The sequence below is a fragment of the Paenibacillus sp. AD87 genome, from assembly GCF_001659845.1.
GTDB lineage: Bacteria > Bacillota > Bacilli > Paenibacillales > Paenibacillaceae > Paenibacillus > Paenibacillus marchantiae.
In genome coordinates this window covers 3,769,601-3,791,675 of record NZ_LXQN01000007.1, presented here as the reverse complement: position 1 = coordinate 3,791,675, position 22,075 = coordinate 3,769,601, and the positions used below count along the sequence as shown (strand labels likewise).

At 46.0% G+C, this 22,075-nt stretch carries 27 protein-coding genes, 1 tRNA gene and 1 pseudogene; 20 read left to right on the top strand and 9 right to left on the bottom strand.

Going from position 1 to position 22,075, the window contains the following annotated elements; genetic code table 11:
• Positions 1 to 56 precede the first annotated feature (56 nt).
• The 5 genes from gpAD87_RS16550 to gpAD87_RS16530 all read left to right on the top strand — a co-directional run bounded on the left by gpAD87_RS16550 (position 57) and on the right by gpAD87_RS16530 (position 4,790).
• The gene (locus gpAD87_RS16550) at positions 57 to 332 is read left to right on the top strand and encodes an Atu4866 domain-containing protein (RefSeq protein ID WP_064639240.1); all 276 of its coding nucleotides are present in this window, start codon (positions 57 to 59) and stop codon (positions 330 to 332) included.
• Positions 333 to 358: 26 nt separating this feature from the next.
• Positions 359 to 1,096 carry an SDR family oxidoreductase gene (locus tag gpAD87_RS16545; RefSeq protein WP_064639239.1) on the top strand — a complete coding sequence of 246 codons (738 nt, stop codon included), beginning with the start codon at positions 359 to 361 and terminating at the stop codon, positions 1,094 to 1,096.
• A gap of 141 nt (positions 1,097 to 1,237) precedes the next feature.
• On the top strand, positions 1,238 to 2,140 hold the full coding sequence (locus tag gpAD87_RS16540) for a LysR family transcriptional regulator (protein WP_064639238.1): 903 nt from the start codon (positions 1,238 to 1,240) through the stop codon (positions 2,138 to 2,140).
• 103 nt (positions 2,141 to 2,243) lie between these two features.
• Positions 2,244 to 2,993 (top strand): spermidine synthase, encoded by a 750-nt coding sequence (locus tag gpAD87_RS16535; protein ID WP_064639237.1) that lies wholly within the window; start codon positions 2,244 to 2,246, stop codon positions 2,991 to 2,993.
• Positions 2,994 to 3,173: 180 nt separating this feature from the next.
• The gene (locus gpAD87_RS16530) at positions 3,174 to 4,790 is read left to right on the top strand and encodes a sensor domain-containing diguanylate cyclase (RefSeq protein ID WP_064639236.1); all 1,617 of its coding nucleotides are present in this window, start codon (positions 3,174 to 3,176) and stop codon (positions 4,788 to 4,790) included.
• A gap of 77 nt (positions 4,791 to 4,867) precedes the next feature.
• Here the strand turns inward: gpAD87_RS16530 and gpAD87_RS16525 are convergent, their stop codons facing one another.
• The 4 genes from gpAD87_RS16525 to gpAD87_RS16510 form a co-directional block, all read right to left on the bottom strand.
• Entirely contained in the window at positions 4,868 to 5,227 is a 360-nt protein-coding gene (locus gpAD87_RS16525; protein ID WP_064639235.1) for a winged helix-turn-helix transcriptional regulator, read from the bottom strand.
• 207 nt (positions 5,228 to 5,434) lie between these two features.
• Positions 5,435 to 5,830 (bottom strand): DoxX family protein, encoded by a 396-nt coding sequence (locus gpAD87_RS16520; RefSeq protein WP_064639234.1) that lies wholly within the window; start codon positions 5,828 to 5,830, stop codon positions 5,435 to 5,437.
• A 62-nt stretch (positions 5,831 to 5,892) separates the two neighbouring features.
• Positions 5,893 to 6,885: a Gfo/Idh/MocA family protein gene (locus gpAD87_RS16515; RefSeq protein WP_064639233.1), complete on the bottom strand. Its 993-nt coding sequence runs from the start codon at positions 6,883 to 6,885 to the stop codon at positions 5,893 to 5,895.
• Between the two features lie 40 nt (positions 6,886 to 6,925).
• Positions 6,926 to 8,113, bottom strand: a complete 1,188-nt coding sequence (locus gpAD87_RS16510) for an adenosylhomocysteinase (protein ID WP_064639232.1) — start codon at positions 8,111 to 8,113, stop codon at positions 6,926 to 6,928.
• A gap of 235 nt (positions 8,114 to 8,348) precedes the next feature.
• On the opposite strand from gpAD87_RS16510, the gene gpAD87_RS16505 reads away from it, so the two are divergent.
• A tRNA-Leu gene (locus gpAD87_RS16505) sits at positions 8,349 to 8,432 on the top strand.
• 59 nt (positions 8,433 to 8,491) lie between these two features.
• On the opposite strand, the gene gpAD87_RS16500 is transcribed toward gpAD87_RS16505, so the two are convergent.
• The gene (locus gpAD87_RS16500) at positions 8,492 to 8,671 is read right to left on the bottom strand and encodes a hypothetical protein (protein ID WP_063564909.1); all 180 of its coding nucleotides are present in this window, start codon (positions 8,669 to 8,671) and stop codon (positions 8,492 to 8,494) included.
• A gap of 159 nt (positions 8,672 to 8,830) precedes the next feature.
• Between gpAD87_RS16500 and gpAD87_RS16495 the strand changes: the two genes are divergently transcribed.
• A complete protein-coding gene (locus tag gpAD87_RS16495) occupies positions 8,831 to 9,985 on the top strand; it encodes a sn-glycerol-1-phosphate dehydrogenase (RefSeq protein ID WP_064639231.1) in 1,155 nt (384 codons plus the stop codon).
• A gap of 675 nt (positions 9,986 to 10,660) precedes the next feature.
• Here the strand turns inward: gpAD87_RS16495 and gpAD87_RS16490 are convergent.
• Positions 10,661 to 11,257: a helix-turn-helix domain-containing protein gene (locus gpAD87_RS16490; RefSeq protein WP_024629188.1), complete on the bottom strand. Its 597-nt coding sequence runs from the start codon at positions 11,255 to 11,257 to the stop codon at positions 10,661 to 10,663.
• A 438-nt stretch (positions 11,258 to 11,695) separates the two neighbouring features.
• Between gpAD87_RS16490 and gpAD87_RS16485 the strand changes: the two are divergent.
• From gpAD87_RS16485 to gpAD87_RS16440, 11 genes and pseudogenes are all read left to right on the top strand, one after another.
• Positions 11,696 to 12,088 (top strand): annotated as a pseudogene (locus gpAD87_RS16485) (phage holin family protein); the annotation flags it as partial.
• 284 nt (positions 12,089 to 12,372) lie between these two features.
• Positions 12,373 to 12,660: a Dabb family protein gene (locus gpAD87_RS16480; RefSeq protein ID WP_064639229.1), complete on the top strand. Its 288-nt coding sequence runs from the start codon at positions 12,373 to 12,375 to the stop codon at positions 12,658 to 12,660.
• A gap of 173 nt (positions 12,661 to 12,833) precedes the next feature.
• Entirely contained in the window at positions 12,834 to 13,295 is a 462-nt protein-coding gene (locus gpAD87_RS16475; protein ID WP_063564905.1) for a DUF86 domain-containing protein, read from the top strand.
• 11 nt (positions 13,296 to 13,306) lie between these two features.
• Positions 13,307 to 14,212, top strand: a complete 906-nt coding sequence (locus tag gpAD87_RS16470; RefSeq protein WP_064639228.1) for a DUF4261 domain-containing protein — start codon at positions 13,307 to 13,309, stop codon at positions 14,210 to 14,212.
• Between the two features lie 186 nt (positions 14,213 to 14,398).
• A complete protein-coding gene (locus tag gpAD87_RS16465; protein WP_063564903.1) occupies positions 14,399 to 14,785 on the top strand; it encodes a YtxH domain-containing protein in 387 nt (128 codons plus the stop codon).
• 225 nt (positions 14,786 to 15,010) lie between these two features.
• Positions 15,011 to 15,820, top strand: coding sequence for a glutamate racemase (racE, locus tag gpAD87_RS16460; protein ID WP_063564957.1), 810 nt, complete (start codon positions 15,011 to 15,013; stop codon positions 15,818 to 15,820).
• A 241-nt stretch (positions 15,821 to 16,061) separates the two neighbouring features.
• Complete coding sequence (locus gpAD87_RS16455; protein ID WP_442950723.1) at positions 16,062 to 17,276, top strand: M14 family metallopeptidase; 1,215 nt, start codon at positions 16,062 to 16,064, stop codon at positions 17,274 to 17,276.
• 55 nt (positions 17,277 to 17,331) lie between these two features.
• Positions 17,332 to 17,490, top strand: coding sequence for a hypothetical protein (locus gpAD87_RS31840; protein ID WP_157258479.1), 159 nt, complete (start codon positions 17,332 to 17,334; stop codon positions 17,488 to 17,490).
• An 18-nt stretch (positions 17,491 to 17,508) separates the two neighbouring features.
• Positions 17,509 to 17,766 (top strand): hypothetical protein, encoded by a 258-nt coding sequence (locus gpAD87_RS16450; protein ID WP_064639227.1) that lies wholly within the window; start codon positions 17,509 to 17,511, stop codon positions 17,764 to 17,766.
• Positions 17,767 to 17,910: 144 nt separating this feature from the next.
• Positions 17,911 to 18,213 (top strand): hypothetical protein, encoded by a 303-nt coding sequence (locus gpAD87_RS16445; protein ID WP_064639226.1) that lies wholly within the window; start codon positions 17,911 to 17,913, stop codon positions 18,211 to 18,213.
• Positions 18,214 to 18,234: 21 nt separating this feature from the next.
• Positions 18,235 to 18,456, top strand: coding sequence for a DUF1450 domain-containing protein (locus tag gpAD87_RS16440; protein ID WP_024629198.1), 222 nt, complete (start codon positions 18,235 to 18,237; stop codon positions 18,454 to 18,456).
• Positions 18,457 to 18,547: 91 nt separating this feature from the next.
• Here gpAD87_RS16440 and gpAD87_RS16435 read toward each other — a convergent pair whose 3' ends face one another.
• Positions 18,548 to 18,946, bottom strand: a complete 399-nt coding sequence (locus gpAD87_RS16435) for a hypothetical protein (RefSeq protein WP_064639225.1) — start codon at positions 18,944 to 18,946, stop codon at positions 18,548 to 18,550.
• 203 nt (positions 18,947 to 19,149) lie between these two features.
• On the opposite strand from gpAD87_RS16435, the gene gpAD87_RS16430 reads away from it, so the two are divergent.
• Entirely contained in the window at positions 19,150 to 19,431 is a 282-nt protein-coding gene (locus gpAD87_RS16430; RefSeq protein ID WP_063564900.1) for a hypothetical protein, read from the top strand.
• A 174-nt stretch (positions 19,432 to 19,605) separates the two neighbouring features.
• The gene (locus gpAD87_RS16425; protein WP_064639224.1) at positions 19,606 to 20,397 is read left to right on the top strand and encodes an aldo/keto reductase; all 792 of its coding nucleotides are present in this window, start codon (positions 19,606 to 19,608) and stop codon (positions 20,395 to 20,397) included.
• Positions 20,398 to 20,717: 320 nt separating this feature from the next.
• Here gpAD87_RS16425 and gpAD87_RS16415 read toward each other — a convergent pair whose 3' ends face one another.
• Positions 20,718 to 21,452 carry a DsbA family oxidoreductase gene (locus gpAD87_RS16415; protein WP_064639222.1) on the bottom strand — a complete coding sequence of 245 codons (735 nt, stop codon included), beginning with the start codon at positions 21,450 to 21,452 and terminating at the stop codon, positions 20,718 to 20,720.
• A 156-nt stretch (positions 21,453 to 21,608) separates the two neighbouring features.
• Positions 21,609 to 22,034: a cytidine deaminase gene (locus tag gpAD87_RS16410; RefSeq protein WP_064640978.1), complete on the bottom strand. Its 426-nt coding sequence runs from the start codon at positions 22,032 to 22,034 to the stop codon at positions 21,609 to 21,611.
• Positions 22,035 to 22,075 lie beyond the last annotated feature (41 nt).

Sequence of the window (22,075 nt, the reverse complement as noted above, 5' to 3'; positions counted from 1 at the left end):
CATAATGAAGGCAAGCAATTGAATCTGTTGGCAATAGAAAGGAGTGTCGTGGAAATATGGTAGGCAATACATCAGGAGATAGACAAGAAGTGAAGCACTCGTATGTTGGGATGTGGGTGACGAAGGATGGGTACATCAGGCATGAACTTCTCCCTGACGGTCGCTATGATGAAGCACGGGGAAATAGGCAAAGTGCATATCAAGGTCGGTATGTAGTTGATGGAGACCGTATTGAATATGTGGATGATACTGGCTTTACTGCAGATGGAGATTTTAAGGAAGGCGTGCTTTACCATGCGGGCATGGTGTTGTACAGAGAAAATGAAAAATAAAATATCTAATAGGGAGAGAAATCAACATGTCTAATATAAAAGGGAAAGTCGTTGTGATCACTGGTGCAAGCAGCGGAATTGGGGAGGCAACGGCGCGTCTGTTAGCAGAGCAGGGAGCACATGTTGTCATTGGTGCAAGACGAGTAGAACGTCTAGAGGCGCTGGCGTCCTCCATTCGCTCGGAAGGTGGTTCAGTAGAATATCATACCCTTGATGTTACACAGCTGGAAGAAATGCAAACGATCGTAGAGCTTGCGCTCAATCGTTATGGACGTTTGGATGTGATTGTTAATAATGCGGGAGTCATGCCGCTATCGCCCCTTGAAGCACTAAAAGTGGACGAGTGGAATCGTATGATTGATGTTAACATTCGCGGTGTTCTACACGGCATTGCAGTTGGGCTGCCTGTTATGAAAGAGCAGGGTTCCGGCCAGTTTATTAATATCGCCTCCATCGGAGCTTATGCCGTGACACCAACCGCCGCGGTATATTGTGCAACCAAATACGCAGTCCGTGCGATCTCGGAGGGTCTGCGCCAGGAGGTAGGCGCAGATGTCCGCGTGACCCTTGTATCGCCAGGTGTGACTGAATCCGAACTTGCCGAATCCATCTCTGATGATGAAGCGCGCGAGCTCATGAAAGATTATCGGCGCATATCCATTCCGGCCACGGCTATTGCTCAGAGCATTCTGTACGCGATCAACCAGCCGGCTGAGGTGGATGTGAATGAAATCGTGGTGAGACCCACAGCAAGCATGGCTTAAATCTCGCTGTAAGACACTAAAGATGTCCACAACCATATGAATGGGTTGGGGCGTCTTTTTGTACCCTGAAAGAGAGCTCGTCTGGGTTGCAATATGGTATAGTATGTTCAAGTAACGCATCAGAGAGAGGGGAATAATGCATTGACGCTGCAACAGCTAAAATATGTGATTGAAGTCGCCACGCGTGGCTCGATGAATGAAGCCGCCAAGCGGCTGTTTATTTCCCAGCCCAGCCTGTCGAATGCCATTCGGGATCTGGAGCAGGAGCTGCGGATTACCATTTTTGAACGCACGAATAAAGGGATAACCTTGTCCAAAGAAGGCGTGGAATTTCTTAGTTATGCGCGCCAGGTAGTGGAGCAGGCGGAATTGCTGGAGAATCGTTATTTGAACGCGAAGCCGTCTCCGCAACATTTTTCCGTCTCCACACAGCACTACGCGTTTGCAGTAAATGCCTTCGTGAAGCTGGTGCAAGAGTATGGACAGGATGAATATGAACTGGCTCTGCGGGAGACGAAAACGTATGAGATTATCCAGGATGTAAAAAGCCTGCGCAGCGAAATTGGCATACTATATCTGAATGAATTCAATTCCAAGGTTATTAACAAGCTGCTTAAGGATGCGGGGCTGGTCTTCAACAGTCTGTTTGTTGCCAAGCCGCATATTTTTATCAGTGTGCAAAATCCGCTGGCGAAGCAGGAATCGGTTGCGATTGAACAGCTTCAGGATTATCCCTACCTGTCCTTTGACCAGGGGGAATATAACTCCTTCCATTTTTCAGAGGAGATCCTAAGCACGCTTTCTCATCCCAAAAGCATACAGGTTAACGACCGAGCTACGCTTTTTAATCTGCTGATCGGTTTGAACGGATACACCATCTCGACAGGTGTGCTTAGTGCCGACCTGAATGGGAATGAGATCATCCCCGTCCCGCTGGAGTGTGAAGAGACCATTAATGTTGGCTGGATCAGCCATAAGAATGCTTCGCTTTCCAATCTGGGCGTGGAGTATGTCCAGGCTCTGTATGAGGCGATTCAATCCTAAATGGTCATGGAAAAACCGTTTCCGTTCCAGCGGAGTCGGTTTTTTTTAGAAACACACTTATACTTATAATCATTTGCGTAAAAGTACGAAGGGAGAACGGTCAGTGCGAGTTTTATACCGAAATAAGAGTGAACAGCATGAGTTGACGATATATGATACATCCAAACTTTATGGGGAAAAGGGCCGATTTCGTGTACTGGAATTCTCCAATGCAGCAGTTCAGGGGGCGATGGATCTGGACGAGCTATCCCGAATGGTGCTGGAGTATCCAAGAGCAATGGTTCACCTGATGGAACGAAATAATCCCGATTATGAATCGGTTTTTATAATTGGACACGGCATCGGAACCCTATCAAGCTACTTGTCTAACCGTCAAGTAAAAGTCGCTGAACTCGATGCGGAAGTCATTGAGCTCAGCAGAACTTTCTTTGGATATAGTGGAGATCATGTGCTGGTTGGTGACGGTCGTGAACTATTGGAGCAGGAGGCATCAGGCTCATACCATTATATTATTGTAGATGCTTTTACGGCTGCGGGAACACCTGCACAGTTTACTTCAAGCTCATTTTTCACGATGCTAAAAGACAAATTGCATACTGGTGGTATCGTATTGCTGAATGTATTTGGGCGTGCGGGCAATGACAGACTGGTGAATGCGATTCATACCACGTTACAGGAACACTTCGCTTATACGCGCTCATTTGCATTGCCAGCTGAAACAACTGATGAAGTCCAAAATCGTATTTTGGTCGGTTGTGACGGACCGATTTCATTTCAAACGCGTCATATGGCTGGGTTTGTAGAGCAGCAGCCTGGCGAGGGATATGTTATTGTGGATTCAAATGAATCTTAATCTCAAATACAGTTCCAGATGATTTCGAAGAAAAGTCTCATATCATGTTATCAATTGTCATTAAATCGTCAATCTTACTATGTAATTATTCGAACTTCACAAACTATTTATTTCTTCTTAACAACTTTCGTATAAGATAGAAGGAATATGCCTTTTCATGAAAAACCGGGGGAAGCAATAATGATCGCAAAGAATAAAACATCCAGATTAAGAAGAAAAGTAAGGGAGATCAAAAAAATCAGCCTTACCGCTCTGTTGAGTGGATTGGTCACCATTGCCGTTTTGATGACATTGACCATTATGTTTATTTCGTCTTATACATCCCAGAAGCAATCGCTGATTGATAATACGCTCTCGCTTAATTATTCAAGTGCCGTGCAGATGAGCCAAACACTGGACTCGTTGTTTCAATCCATGCAGGGCAGTTTGAAGTATTCAGCCAACTATTTTCCGGATATAGACTATGCAGACGCCAAAAAACTGGATTCCACACTGGATTTGATTCGAAACAGCAGTAATTATTTCAATTCGGTTTCTCTGATAGATGAATCGGGAATAATCCGGGGTTCATCTCCTTATTTGGAAAAAAGCCTCGGACAGCCTATAACTTCTAATGCAGCGAAAAATGCGTTTAAATCGAGGTCTTCGTATATATCCGAAGCGTATCGTGCGCCGTATTCGGAACGAAGAATCGTTTTTGTGAGTGAACCGATCTTCAGTCCATCAGGTGAATTCAAAGGTTTGATTAGTGGGAGCATCTATCTACAGGAAAACAACATCTTGAACCTGTCATTTGGCAGTCAGCTGAGGACCAGTAATGGCTCTTATTTTTATATTGTGGATGCCAACGGGACGTTGTTGTTTCACCCGGATACGGAAAGAATCGGTGAAAATCTAAGCAAAAATCAAGTGGTGCAGAAATTGCTTAACGACCAGACAGGCAAAGAACAATACAAAAATCTGGCGGGTATGGATTCACTCGCAGGTTATTATAAGGTCCCGACAACAGATTGGGGAGTTGTCGTTGTATCTCCAACCCAGATGGTATACGATCAGCTGAATCAACATATTCGCATGTTGCTGCTGTACACTTCAATTCCGTTTATCATTCTGACACTTATCGTTATTCGTGTAGCGCGCAAGCTGGCCAGTCCATTTGTTTATCTTGCGGACCTGGTTAACCAAGTGGATCAGGGTAAAGTAGATCTGCCTGTAATGAAGCCGCATTGGAACAGGGAAGCGGACTTGTTAACACGAACCGTGCTGACTGCATTGGCGAATTTTCGCAAGCAGAAGGATCAGCTTACCTATGATGCCAGAACGGATGTATTAACCGGACTGACCAATCGTAGAACATTTGAAGAAGTCATTCAGCAGTGGATTGATGAAGAAGTTCCGTTCTCCATTGTGGTACTGGATATTGATCGCTTCAAATCCATAAACGATACGTATGGGCATCATGCGGGGGATCAGGTTCTGAAGCATATCGCGAATATCATTAAACTGTCAGTTCGGACGCAGGATATATGTTCCCGGTTTGGCGGGGAGGAGTTTGTTGTGTTATTGCGACATACGGATTCGAAAACAGCGTATCAGATTGCCGAGCATATCCGTGTATCGGTGGAACAAAGTATATTGCCCATTGATCGTTCTGTGACGATTTCCGCAGGCATTGCCGAATATCCACTACATTCCACAACAGCGACAGAGTTGTTCCATTTGGCGGATAATGCGTTATATCAAGCCAAGGAAGAGGGACGTAATCGGACCATTACCATTCAAACGGTCATAAAATAAGGTTTACTCTCTTTCATATCGAAAACAAAAAGAAGCTAATCCCATCGAAGAAAGGGATAGCTTCTTTTGTCTTTTGTTTAGACCTCTTGTGATCTGGCTTGAACTTCATTTGTATACTGTTCTCCCCAGTCTCGCATGCTGTAAATAATCGGCTGGAGCGTTTCTCCAAACGGTGTAAGCGAATATTCCACTTTGGGTGGAACCTGAGGATAGATTTCCCTGTGAACAATTCCGCTGCTTTCCAGCTCTCTTAATTGGAGAGTTAACATCCGCTGAGTAATATCAGGGAATAACTTTCTGATCTCGTTGAATCTTAACGAGCCGGAGAATAGGTGATATAGAATCGCACCTTTCCATTTGCCTCCAATGACGCTCAGCGTGACTTCGACGGAACAGCCATAAGGCGAGGGGCACCCATCGGCCGGGTTTTTTCTCATTATAATTGCACCTCCAGTTCGTGGTGGTTATTTATAGTATCTATTTTAGTACTACAGCACATAAATGTACATATCACTCATCTATGAGCATATCACTTCTCCCTTGGATTATAAACCCCATCCCATACATCTGCATGAAGATAAAACAACAAAGAACCCCGGTTTCGTATCACGAAACACCGAGGTTCTCAGGAATGAAAGGCTTGATTAAAATAAAGTGTCCAGGGAGTAAGCTCCTGCACCCGCAAGTGCAACACCGATCAGTGATCCGAGCATAACCAGATTGTACTCGAATCCTCCGTTCAGATTCCAAAGTCCTTTACCTGCATGGACTTTCGCTATGGCAACAACCATAGGGATGATGAGCAAAATGGCAGCTAAACCAGTCCACAGACCCGCCCCAAACAGGAATCCGCCGATCAACTCAATAAGGCCTCCACAGACAGCCATAACTCTTGCGGGCCTCAGACCAATCGCTCCGAAAAATTCGGCTGTTCCTGATATGCCTTCTCCACCAAACCAGCCAAACAGTTTCTTGCATGCATGACCCATCATAATGAAACCAATAACAATTCGAATGATAAGTAATCCGGCGTCTAACATGTGCTTCTTTCCTCTTCTCTAGTTGTATAAAATGATTGGTCTTATATATCGTATGAATGATGTCAGATCAGCGACGCCAGAATGGTATCACATAACGCCATGGTTTCAATATTATCCTTACCACTGGAATGTGGATCAGATTTGTTCTGACAGCATTCCATAAAATGAGCCATCTCACCAACAAATCCTCGTAAGTAAAGATCACGATAAGCCCCTGACATAGGAGAGCCGGAAGGGGTGAAAACAGTATCCTGCTCCTCAAGGGATTTCCAGGGAAGGTTATCCCCTGTACGAGATTGATGAACCGTAAGTGTGTTAATCTCATCTGCTAACGCAAATCCGTCGTCAAAGGTAACTAGTACACTTTCGCTTTCGCGTGACCATGCACTCATGCCAACAAAGTAGGCACTGCCCACCACACCATGATCAAATTTCAGGGAAATGCTCTGGTTAATATGTTCTCCGTCCTTAACCGTTGTGCCTGTGACCTGTATGGCTTCCCCGAACAGAAAACGCATCAGATCGACCATATGAATGGCAGCGAGCTTCATGAATTGTTCCTCATCCTTGCAGAATGGTGTGCTATCTACAGCAAATTTCATTTGGAAAGAACGTGCTCTGCCCATTGTTCCACCATCAATCAGTTCCTTGAGTTTCATGTAGACCGGTGCATATCGTTTCATGAATCCAACCATAACAACCACACCGGCCTTTTGGGCAGCTTCAGCTACAGCGGCAGCTTCGGCAGCGTTCCATCCGAGGGGTTTATCCACGTATACATTTTTGCCAGCCCGGATGCATTCAAGGGCAAGTGCTGTCTGATCCTCTGGTTGCGCCACAACAACGACGCCGTCACAGTCTTCATTCTGCAGCATCAGCTGAGTATTATCATAGGCTTTCCCGCTGCTCCCAAAACGAAGGAGAGCCGCCTCGGACCGTTCAATACTGCGAGTGGCGATGGCCTGAATGTCTGCTCCTGCTTCAATAGCAGAAGGATATATATTCGTGGATGCATGGAATCCTGCACCGATAAAACAAAATTTGGCTTTTCTCATGTGAACCTCTCCTTTAAATGAAAATCACCAATCACATTGATTAGATCTTGTAGCTTAAATGCTTCAACATCTGTCCGGCGATAGTGTTGTTAACGCTATGAGGAACCGGTTGTGGTCCGAGGGTGAGATGTTGGCGTTGCTGTACAAGATATAGGAGGGAGGCGGCTTGCAGGGACAAGCCTAGATCCATCGTTTCGGCAGGGTTGCCGCTGCCACCAGCCAGGTTAAGCATCTCGCCTTGAGTAAGCAGCATGAGTCCACGTCCGTTGGTTAATGTAAATTGTTCAATATCCGCTGTCAGATGTTCCGTATGCTCCGCCTCCTGACGAAGACCTTCCAAATCCATCTCCCAAGAAAAATGTCCGGCATTGGCGAGGATCGTTCCATCATTCATTTGATTAAAATGTTCCTTCAGAATGGCGTTAGGACGGCCAGTGACAGTAATGTACACTTGGGCAAATGCAAATGTATCCTCCAATCGTGCCACTCTGAACCCATCCAGCGCCGCTTCCAGGCCAGCAATCGGATCGGTTTCAACAACGACGACCTGACTGCCCAGATTCCGCAAATATCTGGCGATGCCTCGTCCACAGGTTCCATAACCTACGATCACGAAACGACGTGTAGGCAGAATCAGGTTTGTAGTACGCATGAAACCTTCAATAATGGTCTGTCCAACACCATGTTCATTTTCCATGATTCGTTTGAGTGGACTGTCATTAATAACAATGATGGGGAAAGGAATGTTCTCACCCGTCTCTTCACGCAGCAGATAGGCCCCGGTCGTTGTCTCCTCCGTACCCCCAATAAGAGAGTTAGGATCATACTGTTGAATGAAGGTACGCGCCAGATCAGCTCCATTATCCATGAGGAGATGGGGTTGGTGACCAAGTACACTTTGGATATTTTGCAGGTGCTCATTGCGCCTGTCCGCACGTTGACCATATACCGTGATGCCTTCTTCTTGCAGAGCTGCTGCGACGGCGTCTTTGGTTGTACCCGGGCTGCCAGTCAATACAACGTTGGCTCCACCTGCTTGGAGTGTGCGGCATAACACAGCTGTTTTAGGTTCCACATGAATACATATACCGATGGTTAAACCAGCAAAAGGCAGCTCTTTGGCAAACTGAGATTTTAATTCGCCGAGCAGGGGCATATGCAACTCCGTCCAGTGAATGCTGCGTTTTCCTTCTTCAATACGTTCATGTGTTGTGTTCTTGATCGTCATGCAAAACTCCCCTTTTCTATGCAAGGTATAGCGTGTCCAACAGGACACTTGATCTGCTTAATGTCTACGATAGGGAGTTTGATGGGGTTAAAAAAGGACATATGTCCTATTCATTGCAGCTTGGAAAAAAAGGTATTGCAAACTTATTTCAGAGCATGTATACTCTTAATTACGGTAAAACAAGCAATTGCTTGACCGGAGTACTTTTCATCCATGATGAGAAGATACATATTATGCGGTCGTGGCGGAATTGGCAGACGCGCACGGTTCAGGTCCGTGTGGGCTAACCCCCGTGGAGGTTCGAGTCCTCTCGACCGCATCGAAGAAAAAAGCTCGCGAAATTGCTCTAAAGGCAATTCGCGAGCTTTTTTTGTTTTTTTATTTATTGAAAATGAATTGTTGCACACATAGGCCTGCAATCGCTCCAGCAATACCAAAGAGCGCAACACTTGCCATCACCTCATATGCCTGGAAGCGAAACAAAAAGGCGATGCCGCTGCCAAATGTCGTTCCTGCGAGAAATCCGAGAGAAATTCCTATTTCTTTGGTTAATTTCATAGGTTCACCTGCTTGGGAATGTGAGTTTGGGGTTTGCAAATTTTTAATACAGGAAGTAAAGTGTGATCAGGAAAATACTCACATTTTATTTCCTTTTTTCATTTTGTGGTTTTAACCATGTAATTATGCATGATATTTCTTAAGGGAGGTTAAAAGCGAATGAATATGAACAAGCGAATTGCCCTATGGAACGAAGAAGCGCAAAATTGTACTTGTGGGCATGATCATCGGTTGGTGCAAATGCAGGTCTATCTGGAGCATGGAGCTATTCAGCGGTTACCTGGCTATTTGTCCGAGCAAGGGTACAGACATGTAACAGTGGTATATGATCGATTTACAGGTCCGGCAGCAGGATACGAGGTGGTAAAGAACATCCGAGAAGTAGGCGTTCATGTGGATGAGATATGCATGCCAGAGAACAAAGCAGGCGACGTGATCGCCGATGAGGGTGGGATTGTGCAGGCACTGCTCGGTGTGAAACAAGAAAGTCAGGCGATCATTGCTGCTGGTTCAGGAACCATTCATGATCTGGTGCGATTTGTTTGCTCCAAAATGAACAAGCCCTTTCTGTCAGTACCTACAGCAGCTTCGGTTGACGGATTTACCTCAGCGGGTGCACCTCTTATTGTAAGCGGCGTCAAACAGACGTTCCAGGCGGTACCGCCTAAAGCTATTTTTGCGGACATCGATATTTTGGAGCAAGCCCCTCAAGAGATGAATGCTGCCGGATTCGGAGATATGCTTGGTAAATATACATCACTGGCGGACTGGGTGGTTTCCAGGGATCTGGGTGGAGAACCGTTCTGCCCCGTAGCTTATCGCATGACAGAAGAAGCACTAACGACCTGTGTGGAGCATGTACAAGGTATCGCTGAAGGACGGGCCGATGGTGTGAGTGTATTGATGGATGCGCTGATTGCTTCCGGCATTTCCATGCTAATCATTGATCATTCCCGCCCGGCATCCGGTGGAGAACATCATCTGTCTCATCGGTGGGAGATGGATCTGATGGAGTCAGGGCACAAGCCTGTTTTGCATGGTGCCAAGGTGGGAGTGGCCTGTGCACTGCTTACCGTAAAATACAAAGATCTTGCACAAAAATCCGACGAGCCGGTATTCCATGTATACAATAATCTGCCGGATGCATCTCAGCTTATAGCTTGGCTTGATCAAGTTGGGGGACCTACAACGACTGAACAACTAGGTGTATCCATGGAGATGGTGGAACATGCTTTCAACACAGCTCATTTGCTTCGTGATCGTTATACGGGACTGAAATATATCAACGAGATTCTAAACGTGGGTTCGAAATAAGGATGGGAAAAAATATGAACAAGTGTTATCTTATGCATTTAGTTGTACGTACAAATTAAGAGTGAATCATGTAATGTACGAGACAAGGAAGTGTTGTTGTTTACGCTAGAGGTGCTTGTGCTTGATTCGATAACAACGAATCTACATGAATTTTTGAAAAACACGGTCTTACAAGGGATAAGGATAGATCGAACCAAACGTTATACGAGCTGAATTAGAGTTTGAATTAAGCCTACTCCCTTAAGGGACAGGCTTTTTTTTATACTTCATATAAAGTGTTGGGTTAAATTGTTCGTACAAATATAATGGGGAAATGAAGCTAACGATGAAGTTCTATTTCATTAAATGATCCATGATTTAATGGACTGGTTGGTTAGCATTGATGAGGTATATATGGGTATAAGTCACCGCGCCTTTCGAGAATGGAATTTTCGCCTCGTTCAGAGAGCACTCTGTACCGGCCCAGGTTAAGGAGTGACTGGGAATGAAGGGAATGATGCATCCAAAGCTGTTTGGAGGGCAAGAGGGCCGCTTATCGCCCCTGAGAGACGATGCTGAGTGCACGCGATTGGAGAAATGGTAACTTAATATAACCTGTACGATGAAAATGGTATTTTAAAAAGGCTCTGTCTTTCCCAATGGGGAGAGGACAGAGCCTTTTGGTTGTTCGCTAATTTAGTTATTGTGGCGATCTTTCAAGATGACATCTGCGAACAAAATAGTTTTCGGGATGCGGAAAAATTGTTCCGCTTGTTCCTGAAACGCAGCAGAAGGCAGCGTTCCCTGATGCAGCCATTTGCGGAAAGTGCCGGGGTGAACCCCGATCCAGTGGCTGACATCTGTCACCGACAAATCATGGACCATACACAAGCCTGTTAGAATACGGTTGCTAACCGGAGAACGGGTCACCGTACGCTTCATGAAGCGGGAAGGCTCGGGCTGACAAATGACAGGGCTTTTGCGTACCACTTCTTCATTAAAAAGAATGTGGCGCGGGTAGCCGAGCAATTGGCATGCCTTGTCCAAATTGGTACTGCCGGGTATCCGTCCTTCATACACCCACGCGCTGACGCTGCGTGAAGAGATGGATAGATCTTCGGCGAGCTGTGACAACTTGATATCATTGGCCATCAGCACGGCAAGAAGAACACGGTTGCGGATTTGACAGCGTGTCGGTTTTCGGAATCGTTTAACACGGACGCCTTTTCCCAAATATTTACGGTTGATCAGAGACCACGCCTGGATGGAATGTTGTTCTGGTTGATTAGGCATATTTCCTCCGATTTTTTTAACCAAATACTACAATAAGTACGGGGGTACTTTCAAGTGCCGGGTGCACCTGTTTCAAATGAACGGATGCGCGAATCCGCTACAAAGGAGGAATTATGAACTAGACCAGACGCAATTCACATCCTAGTATATTCCTAGATTACAATGTTTCACTAAATTTAAGGGATCAAATAGATAATGAATAAAAATAAAATGAGTCTAATTACCTATTAGTGAGACTTTAGTACTTTTATCTATTTTTTGTTGATATGATGCGGTTTATTTCCCTGATTTACCCATAAATATTCGATTCCCGTTAAAGGAACCCATTTCCAATGTGCACAAATCTGAAATTAGAAATCCGCGTGTTCAGCAAGGCATGTGGACTGTCAAAATCTCTTATTCTTGCATATCTTGTATGGAGATCAATGAGAGGGAGAGGTGAGAAACGTGAGTCCATCCGTAAGTACCTTTGCTGCCATTTCAGGGGCGTTCATGACGTTTGCTTTTGGTGGATGGGATCAGTTGCTTAGCTTGCTGGCGGTTGCAATGGCTGTGGATTATATTACGGGTCTCGCTGCGGCAGTAAGAACGGGAAAAGGATTGAATAGTAATGTTGGATTCTGGGGGCTCGCGCGCAAAGGTCTCATGCTAACGGTTATTCTGCTTGCCCACCGAATTGACATGCTCATGGGAACTGACATCATTAAAGGGGGAGCCATCTACTTTTATCTGGTGAATGAGCTGATATCCATTACCGAAAATTATGCCCGCATTGGGCTTCCATTGCCTGACAAGCTCAGACAGGCTATAGCGGTGCTAAAAAAACAGGAGGGGTTGTCTGACAGGGAATGGCCACAACCACAGCCAAACGTGGAGAATAAGGAGACAAAAGAACAAGCAGCAGAAGTCTTACCGGAAAAACAGACAAACCAAATTGAACAGACGGATAATATGTCTCAGGAGAAATCCAAGGCGAATGAAAGCAGCCCCGATTAGGTTGTCTTTGAAGAGAACGTTTCCAAGTATCCTTTCGTAATAGAGGACGTTATGATATATTTTGGATACAAGAAAATTCAATCATACCAATTATTATACTTAAATGAGGTGCTTGTTTGATGATTAAACATATTGTTCTGTTTAAAATGAAAGATCGTTCTCCTGAAAGTATCGAAGCGGCTGCGAATGTTCTTCGCAATCTGCAAGGGAAAATTGATGTTCTGATCTCGCTTGAAGTGGGTATTGACGTGCTTCGTTCGGACAGATCTTTTGACATCTCACTTACGGCAGAATTTGCATCACTGGAAGATCTTCAGGCATATCAGGTTCATCCGCTGCATCAGGAAGTCATCAAGTATATGAACGAGGTCAGAGAGCAGTCGATTGCAGTGGACTACGAAATCTAATCTGTTATTCATTCTATTTTGGATAAAGGGGACTCTGCATGAGCGATTTAAGAGACGTTATGGAATTTTTATATATTTTTGTCGTGTTTCTGATCGCTTGTCCTGTGATGTTATTTTGGCTGAAGCGAAGAGGAAAAAGGAACCGATAATTCACTGAACGGGAAGTGAACACATTGTATTACGTAAACAGAGAACAGATTGCCCGCCGGCTTGCTGCCGTACCGGAGGTGGCCGAAGGTCTTCGTCGCGCGTCACAAGCATGGGATGGCAGTCTAATGCTGGGTCTAGTACAGGAACGCTGTCTTCATCTGGCGATTGAAATCGTTACGGATGTTGGGAGTTATCTCATTGATGGCTTCATCATGCGTGATGCGAGCAGTTATGACGATATTATTGAAATTAACCACGAAGAGAAAGTTTTTGATCATGCAACCTATGAGGTGCTTAGTCGCCTCGTATCGTTGCGCAAGCCGCTCGTTCAGGACTATTACAGCTGGGAGCGGTCTGAACTGCATCCGCTGAGCAGTGACTTGCCGGGCGTGCTTGAACATTTTTCCCATCAGGTCAATACCTACGTGGAAAAAGAACTCGGACCTTTCCAGACTGCACAGGCCGAGGGACAGAGCAAGGAATGAGGGGAAACAGCATGACGAACGAACGGAAAGAAGATCGAGAAGTAAATAATGAAACGAATGACATACCTTCCGGGTTTCATCCGGTATATATGATTGAGCTGTTATTTCAGGAACGTCCCGTTATAGATCAGGGGCGTTTGCATGATGCACTGAGCCGTCATACCGGACAAGTCCGGCTTGACGTGAAGCAGGGTAATGAGGAGCATAATCCTGAGATGCTGGTTTTCTACCACCTGGATTATAAGGTTTCTTTTCAGGAAGGTAATATTCCAGCACAGACTTGCATGCTCCCCATTACTGAAATTGTAGATCGTGCCCGCTTTGGAGGGGCTTTACAGCAAGCCTGGCATTGGCCAGAAGCAGGACAAGCTATGGAAACGATCCAATATTCTATCCGACTTCATGATATGTTCACTGCTGCCATGCCGCGCAAACAACGACTCGAATTGTTCCAAAAGACGATTCAAGCTGTCATGGAAGTGTTGCCTTGTGAGGCGTTATACTGGTACGGCAGTGACAAATTAGTTGAACCGGAAGCTTATGTGCTGTCACAGGAGCGTGAGGAGCATCTCTACGCTGCGATGAATGTGCGCATGTATCAGGCTGGGGGCACGGAGGAACAGCGTCAGCTGGTTATGGACACGGTAGGTTTGTCAGCACTTGGTGTGCCTGATGTACAGTGTCATTTTATTGGACTCGATCCGGATACGGTAGCCCAGACATTACTGGGGGCCGCCTATTACATATTTGATCAGGGAGATGTTCTACAGGATGGACAGACGCTGGGATCTTCCGGCGGACGACGCTGGCGTTGTGAGCATCAGGCGGCGTTGATTGCACCAGGACGATATGTAATTGATCTGGACCCGGGTGATGAACATGCTGCTGCTCCGCTTGAGCCGGCGCGGCAGACCTGAGACATATCTCGATAACGTCAGAAGGTGCGAAGACGACATCCAGAATTTTTTTTGGTATCCGAGTGTCAGGTCAAGCCCTTGCTGCTTATACTGCATCAACAGAGTAGGCATTCGCCCGGATTGACGAGCAACAGGCCGTTGCTTAGTTATTCGGTACTTCATTTAAGGTAAAGGGAGAGATGAGACGTGAAGGATTCTAACAAAAGTTTGTTGTGGGGAGCATTAATTGGCTCGGTTGTAGGTTCAGTGACAGCTTTGCTGCTGGCGCCAAAATCCGGACGCGAACTTCGTCAAGATATTTCGGAAGGTGCACGTCAGGTGAGTGAGAAGGGTCAGGAACTGGCTAGCAAGGTAGGAGAACAAAGCGCACAGATCGTATCCAAAGTAAAAGAGACGGCAGATGTCGTTATCCAGGATATCCAATCGTGGCGCAATTGCGCTGAAGGTAAAGAAGTGCGCGTATCCGCCGTCATTACTGATTCCGATTCTTCCATCGATGCAGATGCAGCAAATGAGTCTGGCATTGAAGTCATTGCGAAGCTTCCTGCCGACGACTCCAAAGATAACATCTAAAGCTAAGCTTGAACGCGAGCAGGCTTTCCTCCATCTGGAGGGGAGCCTGCTTTGTTGTGCGTGGTCGTGCAGGAGTTGTACGATACGGCATTTTGTTTGAACCCTGCGATGAAATCGGGTAAGATGTAGGTACCTTTTTGCCTGAAAATTCATACGGTAGGAAGAAAGCTCTGGGAACCAATATGTTAACAGAACCAATTCAATGAAGAAGGAAGCGGTGTGTTCGTGCAGCAAGCAATCGCTATATTAGACTCCGGTGTAGGGGGATTGACGGTCGCCAAGGAAGTGATGCGTCAGCTCCCACGGGAAAAGATCATATATTTTGGAGATACTGCCCGGACACCGTACGGACCCCGTTCGTCCGAACAAGTTAAACAATTCACGGAACAAATCGTTGATTTCTTGATCCAGTTCGATCCGAAGGTTATCGTTATCGCCTGTAATACGGCTACGGCAGCAGCGCTCGACTATATTCGAGCCAAGGTGAATGTGCCTGTCATTGGTGTCATTCATCCTGGAGCACGAGCAGCCATCACAGCGACACGCACAGGACGCATCGGTGTCATTGGCACCGTGGGGACCATTGGAAGTGGTGCATATACGTCTGCACTCAAACAGTTGTCTCCCTATATTGATGTGGTCAGTCAGGCTTGTCCGGCACTTGTGCCACTGGTGGAGCAAGGCGAATTCCGTTCCGAGCAAACGACAAGTACGGTGGAGCAATCTCTAGGCCAGATTAAACAACAGCCGATTGATTGCCTTATTCTGGGTTGTACGCACTATCCTTTTCTCATGGATACCATTCAGGAGGTTATGGGGCAGGAAGTGAAGCTGATTAGTTCGGCAGATGAAACGGCAAGGGAAATCAGTACGATTTTGTATGATAAACGAAAGCTGGCTAGTGGGGATGAGACGCCGGTCCATCAGTTTTTTTGCACAGGGGACCCCCGCATGTTCCAGAATATTACCCGTCAATGGTTAGGGGAACAGATCTCCAAAACGCCAGTTGTGTGGCAGGTTACCCAATTACCATAACTTTTTTTGATTTCAATGCTTAAAAGAATCCCGGAACACTTAGTGTTCCGGGATTCTTTTGTTCATATCCGAAAGTATAAGAAGCTTCGATGTATCTTCACGTTTTTCTTATGTTGGAGAGATTTACGCGATTCATGTCACATGACGGACAACCAGATCGGCATACATATTACATACAGTAAGGATACAGGTGAGAAAGGGACAGGAGATTACACAATTTCCTAAGGGAAAGGAGATCGACATGGAGCTGCAATGGATTATTGTTCATCAGGGAGATACCTTGTCGCGTATTGCGGCAGCGAACCATATGACCAAGGAGTTACTGGCTGCTCTCAACCCGGAAGCAGCGTCCCAGCCCTATTTGCTAACAGGACAGATGCTGCGCATTACGCCGGGAACGGGACGCAGGTATGCAGTACAGCCTGGGGAGAAAGTGGCCGTGATTGCATTACGTTTTGGACTGAATGAAGAAGAATTGCGCGAGGCCAATCCAGAAATAGCGAACATTCCGGACTGGTGCGGGCGATGTATTCATATTCCCGATTCAAATGGAAAAACTATCGTCAAGTTGCAGGGAGAGTATGGTTATCGTGAAATGAGCCGTGATATCGGTTTGCTCGAAAAGAAGTATCCATTTATCGAGATTGGCTCCATTGGCAGCAGTGTCATGGGCAAGGATTTGCCTTATCTGCGTTTGGGTCAAGGCCCCAGACATATTCATGTCAACGCATCAGTTCATGCAAATGAGTGGCTGACAACGGCGGTTCTGATGCGGTTCATTGAAGAATATGCGAAGGCCTACAGTACACATACGCCATGGCATCAATTCCAGACGGAACGCTGGATGCAGGAAACTACGCTGTGGGGTGTGCCCATGGTCAACCCGGATGGAGTTGAATTGGTGCAAGAGGGCGTGGTCAATGATCATCCCCATGCAGAAGAATTGTTGGCATGGAATGCTGGACGCTCCCATTTTACGCATTGGAAGTCTAATATCAGGGGAGTAGACCTTAACGATCAATTCCCGGCTTATTGGGAGGAAGAAGCAGCTAGAAGAGGGATAACGACACCAGGGCCCAGAGATTATGCAGGAACCGCTCCCTTATCGGAACCGGAGGCATGGGCACTTGCACAGTGGACCGAGCAACATCATTTCGATGCTGTCGTTTCGCTGCACAGTCAGGGACAAGAAATTTATTGGAACTACCGAGATTTGGAGCCAAAGGAGAGTGCCCCGCTTTCACGCAGACTGGCAAGGGCTTCGGGATACAAGGCAGTTAAGCTGGGTGGAAGTGATGCAGGGTACAAAGACTGGTTCATTCAGAAGTTTCGAAAGCCCGGCTTCACGGTAGAAGTGGGACTTGGGGTCAACCCGCTGCCCATGGATCAGTTCGATGACATCTGCGTAGAGGTTGGCATGCTGTTGGCTGAATTATTAACAGATCGAGAGCACTAACAGGGAAGACCGGTAATCCATGAAATCTGACTTCACATAATCTGGATGGGAAGACATGAAACTTAAAGGGTTGTCCACTCGTATAACAGGAACGGGCGCTGTGACCGGCGTTCGTTTTTTTAATCTGCATATTGCATCAGTCGTTCCGGATCGCTCTGGAACGGGTAATGATGGGTGTGACTATAACGTGTGCTGTTTTATTTCAGTGCAATAATCATACGGAGGGGTTCATATGAAGTGGAGAAGACTGCTGTCATTCAAACGATGGACACAAGTATTCAAACGGCTGCCGCGTCTGTTGCGGGCTCCTCAGATCCCTTTGGGTGAGAAGCTGCTGTTCATCATCCCGGCGCTGCTCTACTGGGTGCTTCCTGACGTGATGCCGTTTATGCCTATAGATGATATCGGGGTTACGTTGCTGCTGATGAACTGGTTTGTAAGTCGTGCGGAGCGCAAATATCCGGTACTTGAAGCGGGTGCGTCGTCTTAATCCGACACAAAATGGGTGGTTTTAACATCGATTTTGCATCAATGTTATTGCGAAGCGCAGTAATTTTCTTTACAATAGATGCTGGAGTTTAGAAATACTGAAAAATTGTTGGAATCAGCAATTAAGATATAGGAGATGAATGAAATGAACTGCAAAATTACACGTAATGCCGCGAAAGTATTGAAACTTGAACTGGACAAGCCTGAGAACGAAGGTAAATTGCTGCGCGTTGTGATCACACATGCACACGGAGATCATGCCCACTACGGACTCGATATCGATACGCCAAAAGAAAATGATACGGTTGTATCTACCGATAAAGAGATTGACGTTATTATTGAGAATGATCAGCCTTTGCTGGATGGCGTTAAAATTGATTACCTTTACTTCCCTGAAGAAGGCTTCGTGATTACGAACCCATCCAAAGGCAACCACGGCGACCACTAAGGGAGCGAAGAAGGGGAACTCATGGCTAACGATATCCGCGTATGCGAAAAATGTAATCATATCAGACTAAAATCGATTGTAGCCAAGTTGGAGAAAATGGCTCCGGATACGGAGATCAAAATTGGTTGCAAATCGTATTGCGGTCCTTGCGCGAAGCGTGCTTTTGTTTTCATCAACGGTAGGTACATCAGTGCTCCGTCAGAAGAAGAAGTGCTTGCAAAAGTAGCGAAATTCGTAAAGTAATTGTATGAATTTACATTGGGCAAACTTGTCCACGAAAGGAAAGAGAGGCCGCGGCCTCTCTTTTTTAGTTGTGATTAGGAACGGTACAGGGTTAGAACGTAAAGCCCTGCATCATTTCAAAAATCTTAAAGGTATCCTCTTGAATCTCAATGGCGATGATAGTATCGCTTTTTTTAAAATAATGAACATTCCCCATTCGCTCTTCTTCCACTTCAACCCATCCGGCTTCGGATAACTTCTCGAAATAATCGGAGGGTACATATAATCCCTGTTCTCCCCCGATATGTTTCAATTCATATTTAATGCCTGTTTGAATGTTTGGATTGTCTGAATGTGTCGTTACGCTCAGCTGCTTTGCATTCACGGGGACCGGAATCTCGTTATTAATAGAGGAGCCTGTATATCCCGTTATTTCATACGTCGAAGGTTTACAGCCACTGGTAAGCAGTAATAAAAGTACCAGAATGAACACAATCCCAAAGTTCTTCAAATACACACCTCCTTGTGAAAAGGTAATTATCAAATAAACGCAGTCACACCGGAAAAGGTTATACACATCATGATATTTATCACTAATCGTTTAAGGGGAACAGTGAAGCGATCCGTCATTGTTTTAGCAAAAGAAGAATAAGGAAGGCCGATGTCAACCATCCTAATGGGGTAACAGGAACATGATCCCAAGGAGGAATACTCATGCCGAAGCGTTATGATTCCAGTTTGCAAGCCGATACGACCGTATCCCAGGCGCAGAATGCAGTGAACAAACTTCATTATGCCGTTTCACAGGCAATGTCACATCCAACAGAACAGACCATTGAACAGGCAGAACGCCGTTTGGCGCATACCGAGCAGGCTATGCTTCAAGCTGAACGTTCGCTTGGAGGTCAGGGCGTTGAGCTGGCAGAAGAGATGTTCATTGAGGAGAAGAGAAGATTGAACTCGATCCAGAGTCAGAATGGGCAAGGGGATCTATAGGCGTTCCTGTCACACCAGAAACCCGCAGAGCAGCAGTGTTTTGCGGGTTATTCATGTCTCTTTTGAATGACCCCAAGAAGTGGATCCAGCCAAACTGTATGCAAAGTGCCGCTTAAAATTTGGTGAGAAGGTTAATAGACCAAGAGCAGGCAAATTTCACACAGGAGGTACAGAATGACAAAACATATTACAGATTGTACGATTCTGAACAACGGAGTGACGATGCCATGGCTGGGATTTGGGACTTATCGAGCAAAAGGCAAGGAAGTACAGCAAGCAGTGGAGACTGCATTGGAAGTCGGATATCGGAGTATTGATACGGCGTCCGTTTATGGAAATGAAGAAGAAGTGGGACAAGCTATTGCGAGCAGTGGTGTTGCTCGGAATGAGCTGTTTGTGACAACCAAGCTGTGGAACGAGGATCAAGGCTTTGATTCGACCTTGAGAGCATTTGAGGCCAGTCAGAAGGCGCTTGGATTAAATGTCATTGATCTATACTTAATTCACTGGCCTGGTAGAGACCAGTATAAGGAGACGTGGAGAGCTTTCGAACGTCTATATAGCGAAGGAAGTGTACGTGCCATTGGTGTAAGTAATTTCGAAGTACACCATCTGCGCGATATCATAGATGAAGGTGGAACGGTACCTGCGGTGAATCAGGTGGAACTGCATCCAGGTCTGATTCAACTGGAGGCATGGAGCCCCATTATGAGAGGTAAACTGAACAAGGAATCGGCTTTGAAAAGTCTGGCCCAGAAATACGGAAAAACACCAGCGCAAGTTATTCTGCGTTGGGATATTCAGAACCAGATCGTGACGATTCCGAAGTCGGTTACCCCGGAGCGAATTCGCGAGAATGCGGACATCTTTGATTTTGAATTGACTCCCGATGAGCTGAAACTGATTGATGCGCTGGATTCGGATAAACGGACGGGACCACATCCGGATCAGCTGTTTTGGGATTGAGCGTGTAGCTCAATTCCAAAATGAGTGTTTAATGATCTGCGTAGAGTTGTTCCGGATACGGATCATTCTTCCAATCGCTGTTGTCTCCAAATTTTTTTTGATTCAAAATTCTCAAGGTGAAAATTTGGAGACAGCTTATGCTTCCGAAGCAGCTTTCTTACAGAAAGCTTTCAGGCGAACGCTCCGCTTCTTCAGAATTGATTCCGTCCCCTCCACTGCAACTGTTTATCAAACACTAAAACTTTATTATGAGCTTGAGTTGTAGATTGTAAAAAAAGCAGCAGGTTCAGGGGATAACCCTTGATCCTGCTGCTTTTGTGTTATTTGGAAGAGTCAGATTGCGGAACCTCGCAGCCGTCTTCGGTGCATACTCCACTGCCATCTGCGTCAGTGGTGTTGGACTCTACCATTGTGAAGGGGGAACGCTCGTCCCATGCTTTCTGGATAGCGTCAAGGAACACCTCATCCGGTTGAGCGCCAGATACAGCGAACTTGCGATCAAATACGAAGAACGGTACACCCCGGATGCCTAACTGTTCGCCTTCGGCTTGATCGGCACGCACTTGGTCTGCGAATTGATTACTGGACAACACTTCTGCTGCTGCATTGCGATCCAGACCTACTTCTTCAGCCAACTCGATCAGTACATCGGTATTGCCGACATGTTTACCTTCAATGAAGATCGCTTGAAATAGTCGTTCGCTCAGCTCAAGCATTTTTCCTTGTGTTTCTGCCCAATGCGTCAGACGGTGAGCAGAGAAGGAGTTGGTAGGGATCATCTCATCAATGTTGTATTCCAGTCCAGCCGTACGAGCATTGGCATTCATTTGGGCATTCATGCCGCGTGCCTGCTCCACACTCATATTGTATTTGGCAGCCAGATATTCTGCGTTGGTTTTGCCACTATTCAATTCAGCATTTGGATCGAGCTCAAAACTTTTGAACTGTAATTTCACTTCATCGCGGTGGGGGAATTGTGCGAGTACATTCTCCAGACGACGTTTGCCAATATAACAGAAAGGACACATAAAGTCGGACCATATTTCAATATTCATTCATTAAAACCTCCATCATCTATAAATGAAACCAATACAGTTACAATTATATAGCGACTTTCAATCATTCGCAAGGTTGTGGTTATTACCAGCCTCGAAATAAGAAGTGCTGAAGCATGCAACGGATTGCAGCCTCAACACTTATAATTTAACTTCTTACTTATCCCGGTATGCCTTGGTCCAATGGTAAGGCTGAATTTCGTCCAACCTCTTGAAAATTAAAGCTCCATCCGGATCGTACACGGCAGCCTTCACGTCTTCTCCCCAGAAAAACAGTCGTTCCTGGCACACGCCACAAGGGGTGAGGACCTTGAATTCTGAGTGCTCATCGTCACGTGCTACACAGATCGAGTGGGTGACCCGCTCGTTTAATTTGTGGGCTTCCAGATAGGCGCCTGTTTCCATACACAGATGCGTGGCGTCATTAATCACTTCTGGAGCTACGCTGATTAACAGCGATCCAGCTTCGGTATAAACAGCAGCTGCGCCGCCCCACCCTTGAGGGTAGCGATGTTTGACAAAGTTTGCAGCTTCTTCGAACAGCTTTTGTTCGATATTGAATTGGTCTGGATGTGACGTCATGGTCATGCACTAGCTCCATTTCATTGTAGTATCGGGTTAAC

Excerpts from the sequence above, each read along its gene's own strand:
- gpAD87_RS16450 (WP_064639227.1), top strand. The coding sequence starts at position 17,509 with ATGAAGTGGAGAAGACTGCTGTCATTCAAACGATGGACACAAGTATTC.
- gpAD87_RS16425 (WP_064639224.1), top strand. The coding sequence starts at position 19,606 with ATGACAAAACATATTACAGATTGTACGATTCTGAACAACGGAGTGACG.
- gpAD87_RS16470 (WP_064639228.1), top strand. The coding sequence starts at position 13,307 with ATGACGAACGAACGGAAAGAAGATCGAGAAGTAAATAATGAAACGAAT.
- gpAD87_RS16545 (WP_064639239.1), top strand. The coding sequence starts at position 359 with ATGTCTAATATAAAAGGGAAAGTCGTTGTGATCACTGGTGCAAGCAGC.
- gpAD87_RS16510 (WP_064639232.1), bottom strand. The coding sequence starts at position 8,113 with ATGACGATCAAGAACACAACACATGAACGTATTGAAGAAGGAAAACGC.
- gpAD87_RS16520 (WP_064639234.1), bottom strand. The coding sequence starts at position 5,830 with ATGTTAGACGCCGGATTACTTATCATTCGAATTGTTATTGGTTTCATT.
- gpAD87_RS16455 (WP_442950723.1), top strand. The coding sequence starts at position 16,062 with ATGGAGCTGCAATGGATTATTGTTCATCAGGGAGATACCTTGTCGCGT.
- gpAD87_RS16410 (WP_064640978.1), bottom strand. The coding sequence starts at position 22,034 with ATGACGTCACATCCAGACCAATTCAATATCGAACAAAAGCTGTTCGAA.
- gpAD87_RS16515 (WP_064639233.1), bottom strand. The coding sequence starts at position 6,885 with ATGAGAAAAGCCAAATTTTGTTTTATCGGTGCAGGATTCCATGCATCC.
- gpAD87_RS31840 (WP_157258479.1), top strand. The coding sequence starts at position 17,332 with ATGAAACTTAAAGGGTTGTCCACTCGTATAACAGGAACGGGCGCTGTG.
- gpAD87_RS16445 (WP_064639226.1), top strand. The coding sequence starts at position 17,911 with ATGAACTGCAAAATTACACGTAATGCCGCGAAAGTATTGAAACTTGAA.
- gpAD87_RS16525 (WP_064639235.1), bottom strand. The coding sequence starts at position 5,227 with ATGAGAAAAAACCCGGCCGATGGGTGCCCCTCGCCTTATGGCTGTTCC.
- gpAD87_RS16500 (WP_063564909.1), bottom strand. The coding sequence starts at position 8,671 with ATGAAATTAACCAAAGAAATAGGAATTTCTCTCGGATTTCTCGCAGGA.
- gpAD87_RS16440 (WP_024629198.1), top strand. The coding sequence starts at position 18,235 with ATGGCTAACGATATCCGCGTATGCGAAAAATGTAATCATATCAGACTA.
- gpAD87_RS16530 (WP_064639236.1), top strand. The coding sequence starts at position 3,174 with ATGATCGCAAAGAATAAAACATCCAGATTAAGAAGAAAAGTAAGGGAG.
- gpAD87_RS16495 (WP_064639231.1), top strand. The coding sequence starts at position 8,831 with ATGAATATGAACAAGCGAATTGCCCTATGGAACGAAGAAGCGCAAAAT.
- gpAD87_RS16430 (WP_063564900.1), top strand. The coding sequence starts at position 19,150 with ATGCCGAAGCGTTATGATTCCAGTTTGCAAGCCGATACGACCGTATCC.
- gpAD87_RS16415 (WP_064639222.1), bottom strand. The coding sequence starts at position 21,452 with ATGAATATTGAAATATGGTCCGACTTTATGTGTCCTTTCTGTTATATT.
- gpAD87_RS16550 (WP_064639240.1), top strand. The coding sequence starts at position 57 with ATGGTAGGCAATACATCAGGAGATAGACAAGAAGTGAAGCACTCGTAT.
- gpAD87_RS16480 (WP_064639229.1), top strand. The coding sequence starts at position 12,373 with ATGATTAAACATATTGTTCTGTTTAAAATGAAAGATCGTTCTCCTGAA.
- gpAD87_RS16490 (WP_024629188.1), bottom strand. The coding sequence starts at position 11,257 with ATGCCTAATCAACCAGAACAACATTCCATCCAGGCGTGGTCTCTGATC.